Origin of the sequence: Gordonia sp. SGD-V-85, assembly GCF_001456905.1 — a bacterium.
GTDB lineage: Bacteria > Actinomycetota > Actinomycetes > Mycobacteriales > Mycobacteriaceae > Gordonia > Gordonia hongkongensis.
Window position 1 is genome coordinate 213,860 of sequence record NZ_LNQO01000001.1, and the last position, 26,140, is coordinate 239,999.

The window sequence follows — 26,140 nt, forward strand, 5'->3', positions numbered from 1 at the left end:
TCCACGTCGACAGATGGAGGAGAGATGTCGGAGGACCATGCGCCCTGGCAGTCGCCGGTACATCGTGACCTGGCGCAGGAGTTGCTGCGGATGTCGCGGCGTCGCAGCCTGGTACACCCCGGCGTCGGGCTGGAACGCTCGGCCTTCGCGATCCTCTGGATTCTCTCCGACGGTCGGCCGCGGACGTTGCGGGAGCTGACCGCCGACCTCCAGCTCGAGCAGTCGACGGTCAACCGGCAGGTCAACGCCGCCATCAAACACGGCTACGTCGAGCGGTTCGAGGTCGAGGACTCGTTGTCGAAGTTGATCCGCCCGACCGAAGCCGGGCGAGAGGCGTTCCGGCGCGACGGTCTGCTGCGTGCCGAACGGCTCGAGCAGGTCTTCGCCGATCTGGCCCCGGGCTCGCCGCAGGCCCTGCTCCACGAGCTGCGTGCCTTCAACGACGCCTACGAGCGGACCCAGCACCGGCACGGTGCGGCCGATGAATCCGACCGCGGGAAGAGGGGATTGGCGTGACATGACATCGGCCGGCACATACGTGGTGACGGGCTCGGCGTCGGGGATGGGTGCGTCGGTGGCCGCCGCCTTGCGCGCGGACGGTCACACCGTGATCGGGGTCGATCAGCGCGATGCCGACGTCGTCGCCGATCTGTCGACACCCGATGGCCGACGCCGCGCGGCCGACGAGGTCCTCGCCCGATCCGGCGGGCAACTCGACGGGGCCGTGCTGGCCGCGGGCATGGGCCCCGCGGCCGGACGGGAGCGGATGATCGTCGAGGTCAACGTGTTCGGGGTGACCGAGCTGCTGACCGCTTGGCGGCCCGCCCTGGCCGCCGCGGCGAAGGCGAAAGTGGTTGTCTTCGGTTCGAATTCGACGACGGTCACGCCGCTGGTCCCGAAATCCGCCATCCGACGCCTGCTGGGTGGCGACCCCGAGGGGGCCGTCCGGGTGATCCGACGCCGGCGCGGCGTCACGGGCCCGGTGGCGTACGCGTCGTCGAAGATCGCGGTCACGCAGTGGTGCCGCCTGCACGGGACGGCGACCGAATGGGCCGGTGAGGGCATCCGGGTCAACGTCCTCGCTCCCGGGCCGGTCATGACGCCGCTGTTGCAGTCGCAACTCGACGGTCCGCAGGCCGGGCACGTGAAGTCGTTTCCGGTTCCGGTGCGCGAGTACGGAACTCCTGACCAGCTCGCCGCCTGGGTCATCCTGATGCTGTTACCGGCGGCGGACTTCATGGCCGGCGCGGTCGTCACCGTCGACGGCGGCACCGAAGCCTTGATGCGCGCACGCGACTGGCCCGCTCGGCTGCCCCTGCGGGCCATACCCTGGTTCCTGTGGACGATGTATCGTGCCCCCGACAAGGGCATGGTCGCCGAGTACTAGAGGCCGGCCCGCTCGAGCGCCTCGTCGAACTCTTCCGACGCCTGCTTCTCGCTCTTGCCGTCGTCGAGCGCCTGGCGGTAGACGGCGAACAGTTCCGCGCCCCGCTCCACATAGGCCTGCGTCCATCGCTCGGCGTCGACACGCCAGTAGCCGATGACGTCGTAGGACCGGCGGTCCCAGCGAAGATTGCCGCGCAGGTGCTTGCGGATCGCACGCGACTCCGCCGCCTCGCCGGCGAACCAGCAGTACGCGCCCGAGGTCGGCAGGGTGAGTCCGCAGACCGTGTCCGCGAGACGGCTCGGCGTGCGGGAGTTGCCGCCGACCAGCGTGATCAGCTCGACGTCGCGCTCGGGCAGATAGGCCAGTTCGGTCGGGGCGGGCACCTCGACCACGGCGGTGACACCGTCGGTCGACGGCAGTTCGTCGAGGATTCGGGCCAGGGCGGGGAGTCCGGCCAGATCGGCGGCGAGGATCAGGCGTTCGACGCCGGCGGGTGGTGCGTACCAGCACCGCGCGTGCGTCATCACCACGTCGTGCCCCGCTTCGGCGCGCTGGGCCCACAGCGTTGCAGGGCCGGCGGCATGGATGACGAAGTCGACGACCATGGTGCCGGCGGAGTGGTCGACCGAGCGGATCGAGTAGTTGCGGCCGTCGGGTGCGGGGTCGGTGTCGTAATAGGCCCACGTGCCGTCGCGACATTCCATATCCGGTGTGACACGCTCGGGGTCGTGTGGGAAGTAGATGCCCACGGCTTCGTCGGCGCCGCCGGGCAAGCCGAGTCCTGGCAGATCGTTCACGTCGAAGACGATGCGACGCAGATTGGGCGTCAGGTCGGCGACGTCGGCAACGCGTGCTCTGGAATAGCCCATGAGGTAACCCTAACCTGAGTCGGGCTGGACCCCGGTTACTAGGATATGCAACCATCGGAGAACTGTCGGTGTGGAGAGGAGTTCGCCCGTGTCGGAACCATCGGTCTTGACGGAGGAGAACGGGTCGGCGCGGTCGCTGATCCTGAACCGTCCGAAGTCCATCAACGCGATCGATCACGAGATGGTCGGCTCAATGGCCGAGCACCTCGCGGCCTGGGCCGCCGATGACGCGGTCGAGGCCGTCGTTCTCTCCGGCGCCGGTGAGCGGGGCCTCTGCGCCGGTGGCGACATCGTCGCCATCCATCGCGACGCGTCCGCGTTGAGCGGTAATCCCGAGTCGACCGATCGTGACGCCGAGCAGTCGCCGTCGGCGAGGTTCTGGTTCGACGAATACCGTCTGAACGCGCTGATCTCGGGCTATCCCAAGCCGTATGTCGCGATCATGAACGGCATCGTGATGGGCGGCGGTGTCGGGGTCTCCGCGCACGGCGACATCCGCATCGTCACCGACCGTACGAAACTCGCGATGCCCGAGGTGGGTATCGGCTTCGTGCCCGATGTCGGTGGTACGCATCTGCTTTCGCGCGTTCCGGATGGGCTCGGAACCTACGCCGGCCTCACCGCCGGTCACCTGCGCGGCGCCGACGCCATCGCGATGGGCCTGGCCGATCACTTCGTCCCGTCGGAGTCGCTGCCGGCGTTCCTCGCCGTGATCGGCGAGTCGGGAATCGAGGCGGCACTGTCCGCGCACGCCGTCGACGCGCCGGCTTCCGAACTCGCCGAACATCGCGGATGGATCGCGGAAGCGTTTGCGGCCGATTCGGTCTCGGAGATCATCGAACGATGCCGCGCGGTGGGCTCGCCCTTCGCGGACAAGACCGCCGACGCGATCGAGGCGAAGAGCCCGACTGCACTGGCCGTCACCCTGCGTTCGCTGCGCGAGGCGGCCGGCGACGCGACCCTGGAGGACACCCTGGTGCGCGAGTATCGCGTGTCGGTGCGTTGCCTGCTGCATCCCGACATGGCCGAGGGCATCCGCGCCCAGGTCATCGACAAGGACCGCGATCCGAAGTGGGCCACGTTCTCCGGGGACGCCGTCGACGCCTTCTTCGCGCCACTGCCCGACGACCTCACGTTCCCGACCGTCTGACCGAGACCTTCCCCGGGTGGGAGTCAGCCCGTAACATCCCGCCCGTCACCGAACCGAAAGAGGACTGACCGTGACCGAACACCAGACCATCATCGTCGAGACCAGCGGCCGGGTGGGCATCATCACCCTCAACCGCCCCAAGGCACTGAACGCCCTCAACACCGAGCTGATGAACGAAGTGGTCGGTGCCGTCCGGGAGTTCGACGTCGACCAGGGGATCGGCGCCATCGTGATCACCGGCTCGGAGAAGGCGTTCGCCGCGGGTGCCGACATCAAGGAGATGTCGTCGAAGTCCTACGCCGACGTGGTCAACGAGCAGTTCTTCGGTGCCTGGGATGAGCTGTCGCGGGCGCGCACGCCGATCATCGCCGCCGTCACCGGCTACGCCCTCGGCGGCGGCTGCGAGCTCGCGATGCTGTGCGACACCATCATCGCCGGCGACAACGCCGTCTTCGGTCAGCCCGAGATCAACCTCGGCGTCATCCCCGGGATCGGCGGCTCGCAGCGTCTCACCCGCGCCGTGGGCAAGGCCAAGGCGATGGACATGGTGCTGACCGGCCGCCAGATGAAGGTCGACGAGGCCGAACGCCTCGGCCTCGTCTCGCGCGTCGTTCCCAAGGAGGACTGCCGCGCCGCCGCCATCGAGGTCGCCGAGGTCATCGCCTCCAAGTCGCTGATCGCCTCCGCCGCCGCCAAGGACGCGGTCAATCGCGCCTTCGAGTCGAGCCTCGTCGAGGGTGTCCGCGCCGAGCGAGCGCTGTTCTACTCCACGTTCGCGACCGACGACCAGACCGAGGGCATGGCCGCCTTCGTCGAGAAGCGGGACCCGAACTTCACCCACCGCTGATCCGAGACAGTCGCAGACCCACCGTTTTTCGGCATTCCCACCCCCTGTGTGGTGGGTGGATATACCGAAAAGGGGTGGGTTTGCGGCGTTCAGGAGAGGGTGCGCAACACGGCCAGGACCCGGTCGACGAGCGGGGACTGGCGCCCGTCGGGGAACGCGACGGCCAGTTCGACCTCGTCGTCGGTGTCGAGCGGGCGGTAGACGACGCCGGGTATACCGAGCGCTGAGGTGGGTTCAGGGACCAGGGCGACCCCCACCCCCGCGGCGACGAGTGTCACCAGCGTCGACGTCTCCTCGACCTCGTGCCGGATGCGCGGGACGAATCCCGCGCGTCCGGCGGCCGCCGACAGGACCCCGTGCATGACCGACTTCCCGCTGCCCGCGTGCACGATGAAGTCGTCGCCGCCCAACAGCGCGAGGTCGACGGGCGTATCCGATGCGCCGTGGGCGAGCGGATGATCGTGGGGCAGTGCCACGATGAGGCGGTCGCTGCGGATCGACTCGACCCGCAGTCCGGTGGTGTTGATGGGCATGCGCAGTAAGGCAAGGTCGATGTCCCCGGACTCGAGCGCGGCGATCTGGGCCGGTGCCAGCATCTCGCCGCGAACGTGGACGTCCACATCGGGCAGTTCGTCGCTCAGTGCGCGCACGAGCGCGGGCAACAGCGAGTAGGTGGCCGAACCCACGCACCCGATCGCGAGGTTGCCCTGCCGCCCGTCGGCGATCCGTTGCGCCTGTCGTGCAGCGGCGTCGACCGAGTCCAGGATCGCGACGGCGCGCTGCAGGTAATCCGCACCTGCCGGGGTCAGCTCGACACGACGCGTCGACCGGACCAGCAGTGCGACACCGAGCTCGTCCTCCAGCTGGCGGATCTGCTGAGACAGCGGTGGCTGGGCCATGTGGAGCCGCTCGGCGGCCCGGCCGAAGTGCAGCTCCTCGGCGACGGCGCGGAAGTAGCGCAGGTGTCGCAGTTCCATGGAGTCAGTCTAGAGCGTTGATATCTGCTCCATATCAAATGCCGGGATATGGATACTTCTGCATATCGCTGTTGCTTCCTAGGGTGGACTCATGGCTTCTCTCACCACGGACGCGGGTACCGACATCGTTGTCTGTTCGCCACTGCGTACCCCGGTCGGGCGCATGGGCGGGGCGCTGTCGACCGTGCCCGTCACCCGACTGGCCACCGACCTCCTTCGCGACCTCGTCCGACGCACCGGACTCGGGGAGGGTGATGTCGACGACGTGATCCTCGGGCAGGGCTATGCCAACGGTGAGTCGCCGGCGCTCGGTCGCATCGCGGCTCTGGACGCCGGTCTCGGAGTCGGCGTACCCGGAATGCAGATCGACCGTCGCTGCGGTTCCGGGTTGCAGGCGATCCTGACCGGGGCATCGATGGTCGCGACCGGCGGTGCGCGCCTCGTCGTCGCCGGTGGCGCCGAGTCGATGTCGACCGTCGAGCACTACGCGCTGGGTCTTCGGTCGGGGATCAAGCAGGGTGGCGTGGAACTCCGCGATCGCCTCGACCGCGGGCGTCTGACCGCGGGCGGCGAGTCACACCCGGTTCCGGGCGGGATGATCGAGACCGCCGAGAATCTCCGTGCGCGGTACGGCATCTCGCGGACCGAGCAGGACGAGTTCGCGGCCCGATCCCACGAACGGGCGATCGCGGCGCACGACAGCGGCCGCTTCACCGACGAACTGGTGCCCGTCACCATCCCGGGCCGACGTGGCCGTCCGGACACCGTCGTCGACCGAGATGAGCACCCGCGAGCGGACGCGACAACGGAATCGCTTGCAGCGTTGCGTCCAATCAGGCTCAAGATCGACGCCGAGTCGACGGTCACGGCCGGAAACGCCTCGGGCCAGAACGACGGTGCGGCCATGGCCGTGGTCACCACGCGCGCCGAGGCGGAACGGCGCGGACTCGAACCCCTTCTCGCCCTGCGTTCGTGGGCCGTCACCGGTTGCGAGCCCGAGGTGATGGGAATCGGCCCCGTCGGGGCCACCGCCGCCGCACTGGACCGCGCAGGGCTCACGCTGGACGAGATCGACCTCATCGAACTCAACGAGGCCTTCGCCGCCCAGGTGCTCGCCTGCCTGGCGGAGTGGAAGGTCGACCCGACCGATGAACGACTGAACCCCAACGGGTCCGGGATCTCGCTGGGTCATCCCATCGGAGCCACCGGCGCCCGCATCCTCGCCACCGCGGCCTACGAGGCGCGCCGGCGCGACGCGCGATTCGTCCTGGAGACGATGTGCATCGGCGGCGGACAGGGACTCGCCGCGATCTTCGAGGCGACCCGATGAGCGCGCAGGTCCACGCCGTCGTCACCGGACGTCCCGACGGACCGGCGGTCGTACTGTCCAACTCGCTGGGTTCGACGCATCGGATGTGGGATTCGCAGGTCGCCGCGCTCGAAGAGCGATTCCGCGTGGTGCGCTATGACACCCGGGGGCACGGCGATTCGCCGGTGCCGCCGGGGCCGTACTCGATCGACGAGCTGGCCGACGACGTCATCGCGCTGCTGGACCGCTTCGACATCGAACGAGCACACCTCGTCGGGCTGTCGCTCGGCGGGATGACCATGATGCGCGTCGCCGCACGCAATCCCGAACGAGTGGATCGGCTGGCCCTGCTGTGCACGGCGGCGTATCTGCCACCGGCGCAGGGCTGGACAGACCGTGCCGCACTCGTGCGCGCCGACGGCACCTCGGCGGTCGCCGCGGCCGTGGTCCAGCGGTGGTTCACTCCTGGCTACCTCGCCGCGAACACCGAAGCCCGACAACAGTTCGAGGCCATGGTCGCCGCCACTCCTGCGGAGGGATACGCGGCCTGCTGCGAGGCGATCGCCGCCATGGATCAGCGATCCGACCTGTCGTCGATCATCGCGCCCACACTGGCGATCGCCGGTGCCGACGACCCGGCCACCCCGTCGGATCTGTTGCGCGACATCGTCGATGCCGTGCCGAACGGCCGCCTGCTGGTGGTCCCGGACTCGGCCCACCTGGCCAACGCGCAACAAGCCGACACCATCACTCCCGCACTCATCGAACATCTGGAGCAGCAATGAGCACTCGCGACAGTGCCGCCACGGAGACGGTCGTCGACCGGCCCGGCGGCCCGATCAAACTCTCGGCGTCGGCCGCCGATGCGGTTGCCGACATCCCCGACGGTGCGAGCATCGCGGTCGGCGGCTTCGGGCTGGCCGGGATCCCGGGCTTCCTGATCGACGCGCTCCTCGAGCAGGGCGCGGCGAACCTGACCATCGTCTCCAACAACTGCGGGGCCGACGGCGCCGGCCTGGGGCTGCTGCTGGAGGCCCGCCGTATCGACCGGGTGGTCGCGTCCTACATCGGCGAGAACAAGGAGTTCGGCCGCCAGTTCCTGTCCGGCGAGGTCACCGTCGAACTCACGCCTCAGGGCACCCTCGCCGAACGCATGCGCGCCGGCGGAAGCGGGATCGGGGCGTTCTTCACCCCCACCGGCGTCGGTACGCTCGTCGCCGAGGGCGGGCTGCCCTGGCGCTACCATTCCGACGGCACCATCGCGGAGGCGTCGCCGCCCAAGGAGGTGCGGACCTTCCACGGTCGGGAGATGGTCCTCGAGGAGTCGATCGTCACCGACTACGCACTCATCCGGGCAGCGGTCGTCGACACTGACGGCAACTGCCGATTCCACGCTGCCGCACGTAATTTCAATCCGCCGGCGGCGATGGCCGGGCGCATCACCATCGTCGAGGCGGAGAAGGTGGTCGAGGTCGGCGAGCTCGGACCCGACGAGATCCACCTGCCCGGCATCTTCGTGCAGCGGATCGTCGAACTCGCCCCGGAGCAGGTCGCGCGCAAGGGGATCGAGAAGCGCACCGTCCGTGAACGTCCCACCGCATCGCCGTCAGCCTAGGAGTGTCGACATGACCTGGACCCGTACCGAGATGGCCGCCCGCGCCGCCCGCGAACTCACCCCCGGTGACTACGTCAACCTGGGAATCGGTCTGCCCACCATGATTCCCGACCTCATGCCGGACAACTCCGGCGTCCACCTGCACGCCGAGAACGGCATCCTCGGCGTCGGACCGTTTCCCTACGACGACGAGGTCGACCCCGACCTCATCAACGCCGGCAAACAGACCGTGTCGGTGCTGCCCGGGGCGTCGTACTTCGATTCGGCCACGAGCTTTGCGATGATCCGCGGCGGCCACGTCGACGTCGCGGTCCTCGGTGGCATGCAAGTCGCGATGAACGGCGACCTGGCCAACTGGATGGTCCCGGGTGCCCTCGTCAAGGGCATCGGTGGCGCCATGGACCTCGTCAACGGCGCCGGCCGGGTCATCGTGCTGATGGACCACGTCACCAAGAAGGGTGACCCGAAGCTGCTCGAGGGCTGCGCGCTGCCGCTGACCGGCCGCGACGTGGTGAGTCGCGTGATCACCGACCTCGGTGTGTTCGACGTCGCCGGAACGGGATTCGACGTCGTCGAGTTCGCCCCGGGCGTGGACCTGGGGATGGTCGAGGACCGGACCGGTGCGCCGGTCACCGACCGCACCGCCGCCTACGCGACGGCCGGAGCATAGATCGCCTGCAGGTACACACGCACGGTCGACGGAGTCTGACGCACGGTCGACGTCACCGGCGGGTGGCTGCGAGTTCGGCGCGGGACCGCACACCGAGCTTTGCGTAGATCCGGGTCAGGTGGTACTGCACCGTCTTCGGTGAGATGTAGAGCTCGGCCGCCACCTCCCGGTTCGACAGGCCGCGCGCGACAAGGGCGGTCACTGCCTCCTCCTGCGGAGTGAGTTCGGCGGTACCCTTTGTGGCGGTGTGGTTCTCACCACGCGACGTCGCGAGACCGCCCGCCTTCAGTTCGCGTTCACAGCGTTCGACGTAGGTGGTCGCGCCGAGTGACAGATACAGGTCGCGGGCAGTCCCGATGACGGCGTCGGCGACCCGGCGCTTGCCCGCACGTCGCAACGTCTGGCCGTAGGCGAAGTTCACCCGCGCCTGGTCGTAGCGCAGGCCGAGACCGTCGAGGAGTTCGATGCCCTCCTCGAAGGTGCGTCGTGCTCCGTGGATGTCACCGGTCGCACCGAGGTGGCGGCCGCGTGCGTACTTCATCCGGGCGGCCGACGACCGGTGGCCCCGTTCGGCGGACCGGATCTCGTAGCGTCGCAGCAGATCGTCGGCGGCCTCGTGCCGTCCCTCGAGGACCAGTGCGTTGGCGAGGACGTCGACCCACGGCCACAGGCCCGGCTCGGACAGGGCCGGGACGGACTCGGCCATCGCGACGAGCGGCGTCAGTATCCGCCGGACCTTGCCGTAGTCGGCTGCGGCCTCCGCCAGTTGGGCCCGGGCCAGCAGGTCCGGTATCCGCATGATCTCGTAGTCGCCGATGGAGGTGCTGCTCTGCGCGATACTTCCATGCGCGTCCTCCCAGTTCCCGCGCAGCGAATAGATCTGGCTCGCAGTCCAGTTGAGCAGGGGTGTGGTGAGCGCGATGCCGCTGTTGCGGGCGAGCGCGCGGCCGGTCTCGACGCCGCGCAGCGCATCGTCCCAGTCGCCGGTGAGGAACTGGACCCGGGCGAGCCAGGCCAACGCCCACAACGTGATCCGAGTGGACCCGCCGAGCTGTGCCATCGACACGGCGGTTTCGAGATCGGTACGCGCCGCGTCGATCTCGTCGAGGCCGAGTTCGAGCCAACCGCGACCCATGATCGCACGCTGCGCCTGCGCGCCGTATCGAACCCGTTCCGACACCGTCTCGTACTCGGCGCGTGCGGCATCCGGGTGTCCCGACCAGGCCAGTCCGAGTCCACGGATGACGGCGGCCTCCACTCGGGCGGCCGATCCGGCGTCGGCCATCGCGTCCGCGCGATCGGCCCAGTCCACCAACTCGGTGCCCTGGCATCGGACCAGGTTGTGCAGGACGAAACGTTGCGCGATCAGGGCGGCGACATCGGGTTCCCGCTCGACGTTGACGATCGCCCACGCCCGGTCGAGACGCAGCTGTGCCTCCGCCGACCGGCCCCGCAGGATGGCGAGGTACGCCAGGGTCGCATTGCGCAGCGGTGTCTCGCGCAGGCTTTCCACGGTCGGTACGAGGGCGCCGGCACCGGTGCAGTCGCCCGCGGCGAGAAGTGAATCGACCGCGAGCGTCACCCGAGTGTCGCGCTGCAACGGATCGGGGGTGAGCCGGCCCGCCTGCCCGTACAGCCCGGCGGCCTCGGCCCACGCACCGTCGGCGCCGCGGGCGCGTGCCAGATCGGTGAGGGCGTCGGCGAGGGCGGCGCCGACCGTCGAGGTGGCCGCGACGCGGTGATGGAGCTGTCGGGCAGGGTCGTCGACGAGGTCCGCAGCCCGACGGTGGGCGTCGCCCACGGTCTTCATGCCGAGGACCTCGAGGACGGCGGCCCGCACCAGGGGACCCGCGAGACGCGGTTGCGCCTCCGCGGGTGTCAATGCCCTGTCGTCCGTCACCAGACCGGTTGCGCGCGCGTCGTCGATCGCGGCCAGGGGGTCGGTGATCCCGGCGAGCGCAATCGCGGTGGCGAGGGGCTCGGCCGGGTCGAGGATCGCGAGCGCTTCGATGAGCGCGCGAGCCGAGGTGCCGTTGTCCGGCAATCGCTTCCGCACCATCGCGATGACATGGGCCGGCGCAGGCAGTCCCACGCCGGTGCGGGACCAGGTGCCTGGCGGGACCTCGTCGAGCAGGGCCACGATGTCGCGGGGATTCCCGCCGGTGTGCCGGGCCAGTTCCTCCCGCATCGCCGGGTGCAGCACGATGCCGCGCTGCGCGGCGAGGTCGGCAGTACCCGTTGGGTCCAGGCCGTCGAGTCGTAGCTCGTCGAGTGCGTTGCCGACGAGCCGGGTACCCGGCCGAGACATGGTGAGGACGACCAGGATTCGGCGATCCCGGTGTTCTCGGGTGAGTGAGACCAACGCCTGCAGTGACTCCTCGTCGGCGAGGTCGGCGTCGTCGACGGCGATGAGTCCGGCGGTGTCGCCGGGCACCTCGGTCGATGACTCTGCAGGAGTGGTGACCGCTGCGAGTAGTGCGTCGAGCAGGTCGTCCGGGGTCGGGTCGGCAGCTGTCGCGGGTGTGGCGTCGGGCCGGTCCTGTACCAGCTGCCGGATGAGTGCGCCGGGCGTGTGCGCTCGCCACGGTGAGACCGCGGCCCACAACGTGGAACCGGTTGTCGGAGCGGACAGCCGCCGCCGGACCAGGTGCCTCAGCAGCGTCGACTTGCCGATTCCGGGATCTCCCGTGACGGCCAGAAAACCCGACTCCGACACGGCGTCGAGCCGCGAGAAGAGCAATTCGATCTCGCGGTCGCGGCCGACGCACCCGCCGGTGACCATCATCGGTCCATACTAGTCAGCAGCTCAACCCTGATCGCCGCCGGCGACGGGCAGCACGGTCCCGGTGATGTACGACGCCTCGTCGGAAGCGAGAAAGCAGATGGCGGCCGCCTGCTCGTCGAGGGTGCCGTACCGGTGCAGCGACGACGACGCGATCGTCTGGTCGATGTGGGCCTGATACCACTGTGACTCGATCTCGTTGCGCGGCTCCGGTGTACCGCGTGAGATCCGACGCGGCGGTGCCTCGGTGCCTCCCGGCGCCGTGGCGACCACTCGGATGCCGTCGTCGGCGTACTCCATCGCCAGTGACGCGGTCAACGCGTTCACCGCCCCCTTCGCCGCCGAGTACGGGATCCGGTGAATGCCTCGCGTCGCCGCCGAGGAGACGTTGACGATCACCCCGCCCCCGGCGCGTGTCATCGACGGCAGGACCGCCCGGCACGCGTACAGCGTCGTCATCAGCGACCGGTCGATCTCGGCCCGGATCTGCTCCTCGGTGAACTCGACGAACGGTTTGAAGTTGATGGCGCCGCCCACGTTGTTGATCAGCACATCCACCCGACCGTACGTGGACAACGCCTGCCGGATCACCGACTCGGCGCCGCCGAAACCCTCCAGATCGGCGATGGCGGCTGCCGCGCCGGGACCGTTCGCTTCGAGATCGCGGGCCACCTCGGCGACCAGTTCCGATCGGTCGGCGAGGACGACCTTGCCGCCCTCGGCGCTGATTCGCCGGGCGGTCTGCTCGCCGATCCCCTGCGCGGCACCGGTGATGACGACGACCTTGCCGGCGAACCGGCCCGGGGTGACGAAACGCGGTCGACGCGAAACCGATTCGTCGGCCATCGCTCGGCGCATGGTCTGCTTCGACCGGTCGGCATGTGCGGTGATGAGTGCTCGTGCCGCGTCGTGGTCCCCGGCCTCGAACGCCGAGACGATATCGATGTGGTCCTGCGCGCACAACGGGTGACACCAGGTCGCGTTCCGTAGCACCTCACTCATGCGGCCCTTGACGCCGAGCGCCTTGTAGGCCTCGAGCAGGTGATCGTTACCGGTCTGGGCGAAGAGGTAGTCGTGGAACGCGGCGTTGGTCTCGGTGTACTCCGCGGCATCGACGAAGCGATCACCGTCCACGTACGGCACCGTGGCGTCGGCGAGCATACGGTAACCGGCCAGCTGTTGCATGGACAAGCGCCCGAACGTCAGCTCGAGTGCGCCCAGTTCCAGGGCGGCCCGGGCCTCGAACAGGGCGTCCGACTCGTGGATCGCCGGATGCTCCTCGCCGATCTGGTAGCCCTGCGAACCGACGACTGCCGGTCCCGCCACGGTGTCCCCGACGGTGGGCGTTTCGGTCGCCACCGCGGGAACCGCTTCGTGCAGCGGTTCCAGGCTCGACGGCGCGAACACCTCCTGCCCGGCGATCGACCGTGCCGGACCCGCCGGATGCGACGCCGTCGGTCGCAGCAACCCCGCATCGGATTCCAGTCCGCGGTCATCGGATTCGGTGTGCCACACGACCTGTCCAGCGATCCGGACCAGTGAATCGTCGCCGGCGACCGACGGACGTGCACCCGACCAGGCCGCCATGTCTGCGGCCGGGAGAGTCTGCTGTCCGGCGATCGACCGGGCGTTCGCGGCCACGATGATCGGGTCGTCGGCGTCCGGCGCGGACGAGTCGGACGCCGCGGTAGTCGCCCGGGCGGTTTCGTCGGTGAGCACCTCGGTCTCGTCGACTGTGCCGTCGTCGGCACCGGCCTCCGGACGCGCCGCGAGCGCGAACTTCTCGTAGTAGAAGCCCGTCGGCGCGATGCCGGCCTGGGCGACGTGCTTGCGAACCGACTCCACCATCGGCGGCGGACCGCACAGGTAGATCGCGACATCCCCGTCGTAGAGGTGGGCCGGCTCGATCAGGCTCATCACGTAGCCCTTGTTGACCGCGGAACTGGCCGGGTCCGAGACACAGTGGTCCCACGTCAGACCGGGCAGCTTCTCGGCGAAGAACTCGACCTCGTCGAGGGCAACCAGATCGGTGTCGGTGGACACCCCGTAGATGAGGTGGACTTTTCGACGGCTGTTGTCGGCGTGCAGCTTCCGCAACATCGACAGGATCGGCGCAAGGCCGGTGCCGCCGGCCAGCAGCAGCACGGGGCGGGTGGCCTCGCGCAGGAAGAACGATCCGTGCGGACCGGTGAACGCGATCTCCTCGCCGCGGGCGGCGCGGTCGGTCAGGTAGGTCGACATCGCGCCGCCGGGACTCAGCTTGATGAGGAAGACGAGACAGTCCTCGTGCGGGCCGTTGGCAAACGAGTACGACCGGGTCACCGGGGTGCCCTCGCCGTCGTCGCTGCCGGGGATCTCGATGTTGACGTACTGTCCGGGCAGGAACGCCAGCTCCCCGCGGTTCTCGATCAGGACCTCGAGACGCATGGTCGAGTCCGAGAGTCGATCGAGTTCGACGATGGTGCCGGTGAATCGGGACGCCTGGGTCTTGGCGACATCGGAGGTCGCCGGAATCTGCAGCACGAGATCGGACTTGGGCTTCATGCAACAGGGGAGCGCATAGCCCGCGGCGGACTCGTCGTCGGAGAGCGCGTCCTCGATGTATACCCCGCCGTCGAAATCGCCGGACTCGCAGAACGACTTACACGTTCCACAGGCCCCGTCGCGGCAGTCCAGCGGGATGTTGATCCGCTGACGGTAGGAGGCGTCGGCGACGGTCTGATCCTCGCGGCACGAGATGAACCGCGTGACACCGTCTTCGAAGGACAGCGCCACCTGATGGATGGTGGCCTCGCCGTCGGGGGTTCGCAGGTCGGCGCCGAAGCCGTTGTCGGTGGTGACAGTCATGGACGGGTCCTAGAAGTGGTAGATGTCCACCACGTGGTGGATGTAGTCGTTCTTCAGCACGATCGTCTTGCGCCGGATCAACGGCTGCTCGCCGGAGAAGTCGATCGTGTAGAAGGAGGTCCCGTAGTACGGGTCCACCGTGTTGTACCGGAAATACATGGTGTGCCAATTGAACCGGACGTCGACGAGATCACCGCGCCGCTCGATGACCTCGACGTTGCCGATGTTGTGGCTCGTCCGGGGTTCGGGCAGTGAGGTCGCCGACGACCGCTCGGTGCGGATGCGGAAGACCCGGTCCTCGAGGCCGCCCTTGTTGCCGTAGTAGATCAGCGAGATCTCGCGGTGCGGGTTCTCGGTGAGACGATCACGGTCGTCCCAGGCCGGCATCCAGTACACGACGTCGTCGGCGTAGCAGTCGAGCCACTTCTCGAATTCGCGGTCGTCGAGGTAGCGGGCCTCGCGGTACAGGAACTGCTCGATCATGTTCTGGGTGATGAGCGTTCCGCCGGTGGATGTGCCCGACCCGGCGGGATCGACAGCGGCGGAATTGGTCTCAGCGGTGGTCATGGCGCTCTCCTTCAGGGCGGTGGGCTGGGCGGCGGTCTACTGGGCTGGGGCCGCTGCTTGTTCGGCCGCCGCCTCTTCCTTCGCGGCAGCTGCGCGCATCCGCTCGAGCCAGTAACCGTGCTGGACCGGGTAGAGCCCCTCGTCCTCGTTCTTGACGCCGGCCGAGATGACCCCGGTCATGCCCAGCGATTCGGCGACGGGATCGGGACCGGTGAGCCAGTGCTCGGCACCGCGGCTCATGTCGTTCCACGGCGCGGCTTGCGCCCGGAACGTGAGCTGGCACGACCGAAACTCCTCGAGGTCGTCGGGAGTCGCCATTCCGGACGCATTGAAGAAGTCCTCGTACTGGCGGATGCGGTGAGCCCGCGCGGAGTCGCTCTCACACTTGGGCGCGATGCAGTAGATCGTCACCTCGGTCTTGTCCGGCGCGATCGGACGAAAGTGGCGGATCTGCGTCGAGAACTGGTCCATCAGATAGACATTCGGGTACAGACACAGGTTGCGCGACCCCTTCACCATGAACTCGCCCTTGGCGTCGCCGTGAGTCTCCTTGAGCTCGTCCATCTTGTCCCACAGCGGCCGGTCCTGAGGGTTCGCGGCCCACGTCCACAGGCACAGATGACCGTTGGGGTAGGACCAATAGCCGCCGCCGGACTTTCCCCAACCGCCGGCGTCGAGTGCCTTGGTGTCGTTCTTCGACTCCCCGGTACTGCGACGAGACGTGGTGGCCGCGTAGTTCCAGTGGGTTGCGGTCACGTGGTAGCCGTCGGCGCCGTTCTCCGCCTGCACCTTCCAGTTGCCGTCGTAGGTGTAGGTCGACGCGCCGCGGAGCACCTCGAGGCCGTCCGGCGACTGGTCGACCAGCATGTCGATGATCAGTCGGGTGTCGCCGAGATGCTCCCCTAGCGAGGCGACGTCCTCGTTGAGGCTGCCGAACAGGAAGCCGCGGTAACTGTCGAAGCGGGCGACCTTGGTCAGGTTGTGCGAGCCGTCGACGTCGAAGGTGTCGGGGTAACCGGCCCCATCGGGATCCTTGACCTTCAGAAGGGTCCCGTCGTTGCGGAACGTCCAACCGTGGAACGGGCAGGTCAGTGTCATCCGGTTGTCGGTCTTGCGCCGGCAGATCATCGCGCCGCGGTGCGCGCAGGCGTTGATCAGGCAGTGCAGTTCGCCGCTCTTGTCGTCGCGGGTGATGACCACGGGCTGCCGGCCGATGTAGGTGGTGAAGTAGTCGCCGGGCTCGGGGACCTGACTCTCGTGCGCGAGGTAGATCCAGTTGCCCTCGAAGATGTGCTTCATTTCCAGCTCGAAGATGTCCTCATCGGTGAAGATCCGCCGGTTGGCGCGGTAGACACCGGCGTCGCGGTCGTCGACGACCGCGTCGTCGAGGACCGAGTTCACGTGGTTCAGATGTTCCGATACTGACGTGGTCATGGCCGTATACCTCCAGAAGTGGGCTGCTCTATGAACTGTGGCAGCACGTGGTGGCCATCACACCAGGGCAAACACCAGTCCTGACCCAGTAGCCGATTGATCGATGAGTTCGATCAATCCGGGCAATTTGTGTCTTTGTCATGTATTGATCGACGCTCTACCGTGAGACGTGTCCGCGGTCACAACCGTGGTGGTCGATCGGTACGAGATGAGGCAGGTCATGGAGCTACGGCACTTGCGGTACTTCGCCGCCGTGGCGGACACCTGTCATTTCGGGCAGGCGGCGGAGTCGTTGCACGTGGCACAGCCCGCGCTGTCGTACGCCATCCGCCAACTCGAGGCCGAACTCGACGCCACCTTGTTCACGCGGACCACCCGCCAGGTGTCGCTCACCCCGGCCGGGCAGTACCTCAGGGCCCAGGCCGAGCGAATTCTCGCCGGCGTGGACGAAGCCGTGGACGGCGTGCGTCGGATCGCCGCCGGCCGCAGCGGCCTCGTCCGGGTCGGTATCACCGGTATCGCCGCGTTCTCCCATCTGCCGCGCATCGCGCGGGTCGTCAAGCGGGAGTTGCCCGATGTGGATCTTCGTATCCAGTCGGACATGCTCACGCCGGGCCAGTGCGACGCCCTGCGCGCCGGCACCCTCGACCTCGGGATCCTGCGCCCGCCGGCGATCGGGGAGGACATCGAGACGACGGTGATCGATGTCGAGCCGATGGTTCTCGCGGTGTCGGTCGATCACCGACTGGCCGCCGAGCCCGTGGTCTCGGTCGCCGACCTCCCCCACGAGCCGTTCGTGCTGTACGACAGCCGGGACTCGGCCGTCAACGACGCCGCAATACGGACATGTCGCGCAGCGGGTTTCGTTCCCCACCGGGCGCACCAGGCGCCGGGTACCGCGGTGCTGCTGGCCCTGGTCGCCGCCGGGCTGGGGGTCGCCCTGCTCCCGGCCTCGGTGCGGTCACTTCCGCTCGACGGTTTGGTGGTGCGCGACCTCGTTGATGCCGACACCGTCGAGGTGGCACTCGCCTGGCGATCGGGTTCCGGCGACCCGGTCGTCACCGCGGTCGCCGACGTCATCGCCGCTGCCTTCGCCGATTCCGCCTTCATCGATCCCGCCGCCGCAGAGTCGCGCGACGCCCAGCTTGCCGACCACCGTTCCGTGAGGACCCGACTGGGTGCTCGATCTGGAGAGAAACCGTGAAAATCACCGCTGTGGAGGCGATTCCGTTCGCCATCCCGTACGTGAAGCCGCTGAGGTTCGCCTCCGGCGAGGTGCACGCCGCGACCCACGTGCTGGTCCGGGTGCACACCGACGCCGGCGTGGTCGGCGTCGCCGAGGCGCCGCCCCGCCCGTTCACCTACGGCGAGACCCAGGACGGCATCATCGCCGTGATCGAGGGCATCTTCGCGCCCGCGGTCGTCGGCCTGACCTTGCTCGAGCGTGAGGTGGTCGCCGCCCGGATGGCTCGCACGGTCGGCAACCCGGCCGCGAAATCCGCTGTGGACATGGCGATCTGGGATGCGCTGGGCAAGGTGCTGGGACTCCCGGTCGGCGACATGCTCGGCGGCTACACCGACCGGATGCGCGTCAGTCACATGCTCGGTTTCGCCGAGCCGGCCGCGATGGTCGCCGAAGCCGAGAAGATGGTCGACACCTACGGGATCCGCACCTTCAAGGTGAAGGTCGGACGTCACCCGGCATCCCTCGACACCGCGGTCGTCCGCGCGCTCCGCGAGCGGTTCGGCAGCGACGTCGAACTCTACGTCGACGGCAATCGGGGTTGGACCGCAGCCGAGTCGGCGCGAGCCATGCGGGAGATGGCCGACCTCGATCTGCTGTTCGCCGAAGAGCTCTGCGACGCAGCCGATGTGCTCGGTCGCCGGTGGCTCGTCGAACAGCTGCCGGTGCCGTTCATCGCCGACGAATCGGTGCCCACGCCGGCCGACGTCACCCGCGAGATCCTCGGCCGGTCGGCGACCGCCGTCAGCATCAAGACCGCGCGGTCGGGTTTCACCACCTCACGCCGCACGCATCACCTCGCCGAGGGGTTGGGCGTCCCGGTCGTCATGGGCAACCAGATCGACGGACAGATCGGGACGGCGTGCACGCTCGCCTTCGGCAGCGCCTTCGAGCTGACCTCGCGCTACGCGGGTGAGCTGTCGAACTTCCTGGACATGAGCGACGACCTGCTGACCGAGTCGTTGCAAATCCGCGATGGCCACCTGCACCGGTCGACCGCGCCGGGCATCGGTTTCGAGATCGATCCGGACAAGCTCGACCGCTATCGCACCGACAACTAGACCCGCACGCCCACAACACGTCTCGTGGCAGCCCCACGAACCCAGTAGCAAGGAGAAGAACATGACCACCACCGAGCATCCCCAGGAAGTCGCCACCGCCGCGGCGTCCGGCGCCTCCGCCACCGAGCGGTTCCACGCGGACAAGTCTCCGTTCGAGGCAGTGAAGGACACTGCGCCGGAACGTGTCTCGACCCTCATCAACGAGGTCCTCGCGGGCGTGCACGAGGTGATCCGGAAGCACAAGGTGACCTACGACGAGTACAACGCGCTCAAGGCGTGGCTCATCAACGTCGGTGAGGACGGCGAGTGGCCGCTGTTCCTCGACGTCTGGGTGGAGCACGTCGTCGAGGACGTCGCGACCTCGCATCGTCAGGGCAACAAGGGCAGCATCGAAGGCCCGTACTACGTCCCGGACGCTCCGGAACTCGGCGCCAAGGGCACTCTGCCCATGCGGGACAACGAGCCCGGCGATCCGTTGGTGTGGACCGGTCAGGTCCGGTCGTGCGACGGCACCGCCCTCGCCGGCGCCACTGTCGAACTCTGGCACGCCGACGACGACGGCTTCTACTCGCAGTTCGCGCCGGGAATCCCGGAGTGGAATCTGCGCGGCACCTTCACCGCCGATGACGAGGGCCGTTTCGAGATCACCACCATCCGGCCCGCGCCGTACATGATCCCGACCGATGGCTCGTGCGGGAAGATGATCTCCGCGGCGGGCTGGCATCCGTGGCGTCCCGCGCACCTGCACCTCAAGGTCTCGGCGCCGGGCCACGAGCAGCTCACCGCACAGCTGTACTTCCCGGGCGACCCGCACAACGACGACGACGTCGCCAGCGCCGTCAAACCCGAACTGGTGCTCGACCCGCAGGACGACGGCAAGGGCGGCTTCACCGTCTCCTACGACTTCGTGCTGGACCCGGCGAAGTAATGCTGTTCCACGTGCGGATGGACGTCTCCATTCCCGACGACCTCGACCCCGACCTGCGGGCCGACACGGTCGCACGGGAGAAGGCGTACTCGCAGGATCTACAACGCGCCGGCAAGTGGCCGCACATCTGGCGGATCGTCGGGGAGTACTCCAACTACTCGATCTTCGACGTCGAGTCGAACGACGAACTGCACACCCTGCTGTCAGGTCTGCCGCTGTTCCCGTACATGCGGATCAAGGTCACCCCACTGGCAACCCATCCGTCGGACATCAACGGCTGACGGCCGCTGCTCCTCGAGAAGCGAGCCCGCCCATCTGCTCGCTAATCCGAAAAACAGCAAAACACCTGGTCCCTGAGGTGCGAGGAGCGCAAGCGACGAGCCACGAAGGGCTGGTGAGATACGTTGCTACACCCTTCGTGGCTTGCTTCGCTCGCACCTCAGGCAGCAGGGGTTGGGTCCCTATCGCTCCTCGCACCTCAGGGAGCAAGGGGCTGGGACCTGCGGTTATGTGGTTCTTTCGGATCAGGAGGCAGGCGGCGCCGATCGCAGCGTGAGGATCGTGATCTCCGGCGGCGTGAGGACACGGACCGGCGGGCCCCAGGCGCCGGCGCCGCGGGTGGTGTAGATCGTGGTGTTCCCGATCTGGTCGAGCCCGGTGATCGTCGGCTGCTGGGCACGGACGAGGTAGCGGATGGGCCAGAGCTGGCCGCCGTGCGTGTGCCCGGACAGCTGGAGGTCGACACCCAGATCCGATGCCTCGACGGCCTGCTTGGGCTGGTGGGCGAGGAGCAGGGTGAAGTCTTCGGGAGACGTTCCCGCCAACGCCGCCGGGAGGTCGGGCTCGTACGGTTCGGGGGCGGTGGCGTCGTGGACGCCGGCGAGTGTGATGGTCGCGCCGTCGACCTCGATGGGCGCTCGTGCGTTGCGCAGCGTGCGCACGCCGAATTCCTCCCAGACGTCGAGCCACCGGCCACCGTCGTCGGCGTAGTACTCGTGGTTGCCGCTCACACCGAAGACCCCGAGAGGCGCATCCAGATCCGCGAGGGGTTCGAGGGTGTCGCGGACGTTCGGGATGGTGCCGTCGGTGAGGTCGCCGACGAGGACGACGAGATCCGGCTCCTGCTCGTTGACGTCGTCGACGACGCGCTGGGTGAACGACGCGTCACGGGCCGGGCCGACGTGCAGGTCGGAGATCACCGCGATGCGCGTTCCGTCGAACTGCGGCGGCAGGCTCGCGAACGTGGCGTCGACGTCGACGACCTGGGGGCGAGATGCTTCCCACACCCCGTAGCCGGTGACCCCGAGCGCGACCACCACGACCGCGGCCGTGGCGACCCGGAGCTTGCTGAGCCGACGGGCCGCGAACGAGGGGTTGTCCTGCACTCCGGATCGACGTCGCCGGATCCAGCGGACGATGTGTGCGGCGAACGACACGAGGCCCACCACCGCGAGGCCGAGGAACAGGTAGAAGACGGCGGCGAGCCAGATCAGCCCGATCGTGCCGATGGGCCGCGCCCACGACGGGTCGAGCACCCGTCCGGTGGCGAAGCCGATGAGGGCGAGCGCCCACAGGACGACCAGCGCCACGTCGGCGATGATCGACCAGGGGCGCGGCATCGCGGTCGCGCGGACGATGCGCCGATGCAGCCAGAACGTGATGAGTCCGAAGACGACGGCAGGAAACAACGCCACGGGATGGACTCCTGAGGGTGGTGACGGCAGGGCGACGGAGGGCCAGGTGCCCGGTCATGGGCGGATTGCCCCATTCTGCCATCGGTTCGCGTTGGTACCCTCGCCGCCATGGCCGAGGTCCTCATCACCCCGCTCGAGCTGGCCGAGATGCTGCTGGCGACTCCGCCGATCCTGCTGGACGTGCGCTGGCAGCTGGGCGACTTCGATGGTCGGCACGCCTATCGCGAGGGTCACATCCCCGGTGCGGTCTACGTCGACCTCGACTCCGAACTGGCGGCCCCGCCCTCCGGGCCGGTCGGCGGCAGGCATCCGCTGCCCGACGTCGCCGACCTCCAGGAGGCGGCCCGGCGATGGGGGATCGACGACGCCGTCCCGGTGGTGGTCTACGACGACTCCGGCAACCTCGCGGCCGCGCGCGCCTGGTGGCTGCTGCGGTGGGCGGGTGTCGCCGACGTGCGACTTCTCGACGGCGGCCTCGCGGCGTGGCGTGCCGAAGGCCTGCGCACGACGACGGGCGACGGCGGTCGGCCGCGAGCGGGCAACGTGACCCTGAGCCCCGGACACCTGCCGGTCGCGACCATGGACAGCGTCGCGGCCGGGCCGGCACACCTGCTCGACGCCCGGGCCGCCGAACGCTATCGCGGCGACGTCGAACCGGTCGATCCGCGCGCCGGCCACATCCCCGGGGCGATCAGTGTCCCGACGGCGGACAACGTCGACACCTCCGGCCGCTTCCGTCCGGCGGAGGAGCTACGACGCCGGTTCGCAGATGTCGGTATCGACGGCGGGGCCGGCTCCGATGTCGTCGTCTACTGCGGTTCCGGGATCAATGCCGCGCACCAGATCGCGGCGCTCGCCGTCACGGGGATCGACGCCACGCTGTTCCCCGGTTCGTTCTCGCAGTGGTCGTCGGACCCGGAACGGCCGGTCGCCGAGGGCGACCGGCCCTGAGGCGAGAGGAGCGCAAGCCGCACTCTCTGCTCCCTGAGGAGCGCCCGGAGCTTGCGGAGGGCGCGTCACGAAGGGTTTGCCACGCACCTCGCCAGGACCCTTCGAGGCTCGCAACTCAGGGAGCGGGCGGTGACGCGCGCACGGGTCAGGCCGCGAACACCAACAGTCGGGCGGGTTCTTCGACGACCGAGTAGTGCGTCGCGTCGCCCTGGAGAACCTGGCTCGCCTGACCGTGGACGTCGACGGGCACATCGCCGGCGAGGGTGATGCGGTGCAGTTCACGCTGCTGGTTGCCGAAGTCGGCGATGCCGTAGTGCTGCGTGGCGCGATTGTCCCAGATCGCCACGTCGCCCAGTTTCCAGTTCCACCGGAAGGTGTTCTCCAGCTTCGTGATACGCGCCTGGAGGAGCTGGTAGAGGTCGGCGAACTCGGAACTCAGGAGGCCGCGGAACTCCTTGGCGAAGTGTCCGAGCAGCAGGCTGCGTTCGCCGGTCTCGGGATGGACGCGGACGACGGGGTGCAGCGTCTGGTACTCGGAGCTGGTGAACTCCTTGTAGTGCTCGGCCTTGCGACTGACGTCGACACCGCCGGACGGCTCCTTCTGGCCGACGTAGTCGTACAGATTGGTGTGGGTGGCCCACAGCTCTTCGGTCAACGCGCGCAGCGGTTTCGGCAGCTGCTCGTAGGCGGCCACCGTCGACGCCTAGGTCGTCGCGCCGCCGTAGCTCGGCAGCGTCACCGCCCGGAGGATGGACGCCTTCGGGATGCGATCGACGAACGTAACATCGGAGTGCCAGCTGTTCGCGGCGCCTTCGATGGTCAGCAGCTGTTCGCCGCGTGAGGTCACCGTCGGATGAGGTGCGGTGGGATCGCCCAGGAGTTCGGCGAACGCGTACTGGCTGTCGTCGTCGAGCTGGTCCTGGCCCTCGAAGACGATCGTCTTGTTGATCGCCAGCGCCAGGCGGATCGCCTCCACCTGCTCCGGGGCGAGGTCGCCGCCGAGCCGCACCTGGCCGATGCGTGCCCCGATGTGCTCGCCGAGCTTGTCGACGGTGATCCCCGCGTCGCGGTAGATCTACTGAGCTGCCTGCTCGCGCTCGGTCCGGTCCTCGATGTGCGCCAGGGTCATCTCTCGTCCTCTTCTGAATATCGTTTGATGGCAATCGAATTCATCAGACCACCGCGACGGTGGTGCGATCGAGGGAAACGCTCACGGTGATCGGAACGCTTCAGTCCGCCGAGGCCTCCGCCGCGTCGTCGATCTCGCGACGGACATCGGCCGGAACGCGCACCGTCCTCACCGCCCGAGGACCGGTACACCAGGGACCTCGTCGATGCCGTGCCGTTCCCGGACCCGGTCGTGCACCGGGCGCGTCGGGAACGGATTCGATGAGTTTGTCTCAAGCGTCCACCCCGGGCCGGGTGTAGATGGTGTGATCGGGTGACCGACGATCCCGGGAGTCGCCATGAGTATTGCCCTGACCGATGACCACGTCGAACTCGCCTCGGTGGTGCGCGAATTCGCCGTCGACCGAAAGGTGCGGGCGCAGGCGCGCGACCGACTCGACGCGCCCGAGGAGGCCAGACCCACGTTCTGGGCGGAGATCGCCGAACTCGGTTGGCTGGGTCTGCACGTCGCCGAGGAGTACGGCGGTTCCGGTTTCGGGATCGCCGAGTTGGTCGTCGTGACAGAGGAATTGGGCCGCGCGGTGGCGCCGGGTCCGTTCCTGCCCACCGTGATCGCCTCGGCGATCCTGACTCATGCCGACGACGAGACGCCTGCCCGCTGGCTGCGGCCGCTCGTCGACGGCACGGTCACCGCGGGTGTCGCGGTGGTGCCGGGACTGACCGAGGCCGGTGGGACGGTCTCCGGTCAGGTCGACGCGGTACTCGGCGCACCGCTCGCGGATCTGCTGGTACTCATCGGCGACGACGATGTGCTGGTGGTGGAGTCGTCGGACTCCGGTGTCGAGGTGGGCGCGCACGCCGATCTGGACCCGACCCGATTGTCGGCGAGGGTGTCGCTGTCGAGTGCTGCCGCCGTCCGTCTGCCGAGACTGGCGGCCACCGCGCTGGCGCTCACCCGGACGCTGGTCGCGGCCGAAGCCGTCGGCGGGGCGCGGGACGCGCTGGACGCCGCGGTGGCCTACGCGAAGGTCCGCGAACAGTTCGGCCGGACCATCGGTGCGTTCCAGGCCGTCAAGCACCACTGCGCGAACATGCTCGTCGGCGCGGAGGCCGCCACCGCGGTGGTGTGGGACGCGGCGCGAGCGGCCGACGAGAACGCCGACGCGCTCGGGCTGGTCGCGGCATCGGCGGCCGCGCTGGCACTGCCCACGTACACGACGAACGCCGAGCTGAACATCCAGGTGCACGGTGGGATCGGCTTCACCTGGGAACACGACGCGCACCTGCATCTGCGCCGCGCCACCGTGCTGCAGGCGCTGTTCGGCGGACAACAGCCGGCTCGTGACGTGTACGAGTTCTCCGCAGGCGGCGTCACCCGTGCCAACAGCCTCGACCTCCCACCCGAGGCCGAGGAACTGCGCGCGCGCGTTCGAGCCGACATCGCCGAGATCGCCGGCGTCGACGAGTCCGCGCTGCGCGAGAAGCTCATCGACACCGGTTACGTCATGCCGCATTGGCCCAGGCCGTGGGGACGCGCCGCGGATTCCGTCGAACAACTCGTCATCGAGGAGGAGATGGCGACCGCGGGTGTGAAGCGGCCCGAGTACAGCATCACCGGGTGGGTCATCCTCACCCTCATCCAGCAGGGCACGCAGGACCAGATCGACCGGTTCGTCCGGCCGGCGCTGCTCGGGGACGAGGTGTGGTGTCAGCTGTTCTCCGAGCCCGGCGCCGGGTCGGACGCGGCGGCGGTCAGCACGAGGGCCACGCGCGTCGACGGCGGCTGGCGCATCAACGGCCAGAAGGTCTGGACCAGCGGCGCCCACCTGTGCCGGCGAGGGCTGGCAACGGTGCGGACCGACCCGGAAGCCCCCAAACACAAGGGCATCACCGCCGTGTTGATCGACATGTCGGCGCCCGGTGTCGAGGTACGTCCGCTGCGGCAGATCACCGGCGGGTCCGAGTTCAACGAGGTGTTCTTCACCGACGTCTTCGTTCCTGACGAAGACGTGGTGGGCACACCGAACGACGGCTGGGCCGTGGCCCGCGCGACCCTCGGCAACGAGCGGGTCAGCATCGGCGGCGGTGCGCCGGGTAGCGAGGGTGCGGTCCAGCAGATGGTGGCACTCGTCCAGGGCTACGGGGACCGGGTCGAGGGGGCGGCGACGAAGGTCGGTGAGTTCCTCGCCGTCGAAGATGCGCTGCGACTCCTCAATCTGCGTCGCGCCGCCCGATCGGTCGTCGGCGCCGCTCCCGGACCCGAGGGAAATGTGACGAAACTGCTTCTCGCCGAGCATCTCAGCGACCGCGCGCATCTGGCCGCGGAATTGCTCGGACCCGACGTCGCGTTCTCGTCCGGTCCCGGCAAGCTGGCCGGCCTGCTGATCCTCGGGGCCCGCGGGATGTCGATCGCCGGCGGGACGTCGGAGATCACCCGCAACCAGATCGCCGAACGCATCCTCGGCTTGCCGCGCGACCCGCTCATCCGCTGAGCGCCCAGAGCTTGCGGAGGCCACCCCTCTGCTCCCTGCGCAGGGCCCACCTTCTGCTCCCGGCGGAGGGTCACCCCTCTGCTCCCTGAGGAGCGCCCGGAGCTTGCGGAGGGCGCGTCACGAAGGGTCTCGCAACCCGCCTCACCAGGACCCTTCGTGACGCTCGCAAGCTCGCTCCTCAGGGAGCAG

21 protein-coding genes and 1 pseudogene are annotated in these 26,140 nt (G+C 68.6%); 14 read left to right on the forward strand and 8 right to left on the reverse strand.

What is annotated here, in order from left to right; translation table 11 throughout:
* The first annotated feature begins 24 nt into the window (after positions 1-24).
* Positions 25-516, forward strand: coding sequence for a MarR family winged helix-turn-helix transcriptional regulator (locus AS181_RS00975; protein WP_058249745.1), 492 nt, complete (start codon positions 25-27; stop codon positions 514-516).
* Between the two features lies 1 nt (position 517).
* Positions 518-1,387 (forward strand): SDR family oxidoreductase, encoded by an 870-nt coding sequence (locus AS181_RS00980; protein WP_058249746.1) that lies wholly within the window; start codon positions 518-520, stop codon positions 1,385-1,387.
* Here the strand turns inward: AS181_RS00980 and AS181_RS00985 are convergent.
* A complete protein-coding gene (locus tag AS181_RS00985) occupies positions 1,384-2,256 on the reverse strand; it encodes a siderophore-interacting protein (RefSeq protein ID WP_058249747.1) in 873 nt (290 codons plus the stop codon). The two genes, AS181_RS00980 and AS181_RS00985, sit on opposite strands and share 4 nt — an antisense overlap.
* An 88-nt stretch (positions 2,257-2,344) precedes the next feature.
* Between AS181_RS00985 and AS181_RS00990 the strand changes: the two genes are divergently transcribed.
* Together AS181_RS00990 and AS181_RS00995 are read left to right on the forward strand one after the other, a co-directional pair.
* A complete protein-coding gene (locus AS181_RS00990) occupies positions 2,345-3,406 on the forward strand; it encodes an enoyl-CoA hydratase/isomerase family protein (RefSeq protein WP_058249748.1) in 1,062 nt (353 codons plus the stop codon).
* A 70-nt stretch (positions 3,407-3,476) separates the two neighbouring features.
* The gene (locus tag AS181_RS00995) at positions 3,477-4,253 is read left to right on the forward strand and encodes an enoyl-CoA hydratase (RefSeq protein WP_058249749.1); all 777 of its coding nucleotides are present in this window, start codon (positions 3,477-3,479) and stop codon (positions 4,251-4,253) included.
* Positions 4,254-4,342: 89 nt separating this feature from the next.
* Here AS181_RS00995 and AS181_RS01000 read toward each other — a convergent pair whose 3' ends face one another.
* Complete coding sequence (locus tag AS181_RS01000; protein WP_058249750.1) at positions 4,343-5,230, reverse strand: LysR substrate-binding domain-containing protein; 888 nt, start codon at positions 5,228-5,230, stop codon at positions 4,343-4,345.
* A 91-nt stretch (positions 5,231-5,321) separates the two neighbouring features.
* Here AS181_RS01000 and AS181_RS01005 point away from each other — a divergent pair, with 91 nt between their 5' ends.
* Genes AS181_RS01005 through AS181_RS01020 form a run of 4 tightly spaced genes read left to right on the forward strand, consistent with a single transcriptional unit; the run spans position 5,322 to position 8,824 of the window.
* Positions 5,322-6,560: an acetyl-CoA C-acetyltransferase gene (locus AS181_RS01005; protein ID WP_058249751.1), complete on the forward strand. Its 1,239-nt coding sequence runs from the start codon at positions 5,322-5,324 to the stop codon at positions 6,558-6,560.
* Positions 6,557-7,324: a 3-oxoadipate enol-lactonase gene (pcaD, locus tag AS181_RS01010; RefSeq protein WP_058249752.1), complete on the forward strand. Its 768-nt coding sequence runs from the start codon at positions 6,557-6,559 to the stop codon at positions 7,322-7,324. The genes AS181_RS01005 and pcaD overlap by 4 nt, the downstream gene beginning before the upstream one ends.
* Positions 7,321-8,154 carry a CoA transferase subunit A gene (locus AS181_RS01015; RefSeq protein WP_058249753.1) on the forward strand — a complete coding sequence of 278 codons (834 nt, stop codon included), beginning with the start codon at positions 7,321-7,323 and terminating at the stop codon, positions 8,152-8,154. The genes pcaD and AS181_RS01015 overlap by 4 nt, the downstream gene beginning before the upstream one ends.
* A 10-nt stretch (positions 8,155-8,164) precedes the next feature.
* The gene (locus AS181_RS01020) at positions 8,165-8,824 is read left to right on the forward strand and encodes a 3-oxoacid CoA-transferase subunit B (protein WP_058249754.1); all 660 of its coding nucleotides are present in this window, start codon (positions 8,165-8,167) and stop codon (positions 8,822-8,824) included.
* Between the two features lie 52 nt (positions 8,825-8,876).
* Here AS181_RS01020 and AS181_RS01025 read toward each other — a convergent pair whose 3' ends face one another.
* The 4 genes from AS181_RS01025 to benA are packed head-to-tail and all read right to left on the reverse strand — an operon-like array spanning position 8,877 to position 16,454.
* Entirely contained in the window at positions 8,877-11,609 is a 2,733-nt protein-coding gene (locus AS181_RS01025) for a LuxR family transcriptional regulator (RefSeq protein WP_058249755.1), read from the reverse strand.
* 21 nt (positions 11,610-11,630) lie between these two features.
* Positions 11,631-14,453 carry a benzoate 1,2-dioxygenase electron transfer component BenC gene (benC, locus tag AS181_RS01030; RefSeq protein WP_058249756.1) on the reverse strand — a complete coding sequence of 941 codons (2,823 nt, stop codon included), beginning with the start codon at positions 14,451-14,453 and terminating at the stop codon, positions 11,631-11,633.
* A 9-nt stretch (positions 14,454-14,462) separates the two neighbouring features.
* On the reverse strand, positions 14,463-15,020 hold the full coding sequence (gene benB / locus AS181_RS01035; protein WP_058249757.1) for a benzoate 1,2-dioxygenase small subunit: 558 nt from the start codon (positions 15,018-15,020) through the stop codon (positions 14,463-14,465).
* Positions 15,021-15,056: 36 nt separating this feature from the next.
* Positions 15,057-16,454, reverse strand: a complete 1,398-nt coding sequence (gene benA / locus AS181_RS01040; RefSeq protein WP_058249758.1) for a benzoate 1,2-dioxygenase large subunit — start codon at positions 16,452-16,454, stop codon at positions 15,057-15,059.
* Between the two features lie 220 nt (positions 16,455-16,674).
* On the opposite strand from benA, the gene AS181_RS01045 reads away from it, so the two are divergent.
* From AS181_RS01045 to catC, 4 genes are all read left to right on the forward strand, one after another.
* On the forward strand, positions 16,675-17,658 hold the full coding sequence (locus tag AS181_RS01045; RefSeq protein ID WP_058249949.1) for a LysR family transcriptional regulator: 984 nt from the start codon (positions 16,675-16,677) through the stop codon (positions 17,656-17,658).
* The gene (locus tag AS181_RS01050) at positions 17,655-18,758 is read left to right on the forward strand and encodes a mandelate racemase/muconate lactonizing enzyme family protein (protein WP_058249759.1); all 1,104 of its coding nucleotides are present in this window, start codon (positions 17,655-17,657) and stop codon (positions 18,756-18,758) included. Before AS181_RS01045 ends, AS181_RS01050 begins: the two co-directional genes overlap by 4 nt.
* 61 nt (positions 18,759-18,819) lie before the next feature.
* A complete protein-coding gene (gene catA, locus AS181_RS01055; protein WP_058249760.1) occupies positions 18,820-19,686 on the forward strand; it encodes a catechol 1,2-dioxygenase in 867 nt (288 codons plus the stop codon).
* Positions 19,686-19,967, forward strand: a complete 282-nt coding sequence (catC, locus tag AS181_RS01060; RefSeq protein ID WP_058249761.1) for a muconolactone Delta-isomerase — start codon at positions 19,686-19,688, stop codon at positions 19,965-19,967. The genes catA and catC overlap by 1 nt, the downstream gene beginning before the upstream one ends.
* A gap of 243 nt (positions 19,968-20,210) precedes the next feature.
* Here catC and AS181_RS01065 read toward each other — a convergent pair whose 3' ends face one another.
* Positions 20,211-21,380 carry a metallophosphoesterase gene (locus AS181_RS01065; RefSeq protein WP_058249762.1) on the reverse strand — a complete coding sequence of 390 codons (1,170 nt, stop codon included), beginning with the start codon at positions 21,378-21,380 and terminating at the stop codon, positions 20,211-20,213.
* Positions 21,381-21,488: 108 nt separating this feature from the next.
* On the opposite strand from AS181_RS01065, the gene AS181_RS01070 reads away from it, so the two are divergent.
* Complete coding sequence (locus AS181_RS01070) at positions 21,489-22,331, forward strand: sulfurtransferase (protein WP_058249763.1); 843 nt, start codon at positions 21,489-21,491, stop codon at positions 22,329-22,331.
* A 145-nt stretch (positions 22,332-22,476) separates the two neighbouring features.
* On the opposite strand, the pseudogene AS181_RS01075 reads toward AS181_RS01070, so the two are convergent.
* A pseudogene (locus tag AS181_RS01075) lies at positions 22,477-23,406 on the reverse strand (TauD/TfdA dioxygenase family protein).
* Positions 23,407-23,797: 391 nt separating this feature from the next.
* Here AS181_RS01075 and AS181_RS01080 point away from each other — a divergent pair.
* Positions 23,798-25,951, forward strand: coding sequence for an acyl-CoA dehydrogenase (locus AS181_RS01080; RefSeq protein ID WP_058249764.1), 2,154 nt, complete (start codon positions 23,798-23,800; stop codon positions 25,949-25,951).
* Positions 25,952-26,140: the final 189 nt, after the last annotated feature.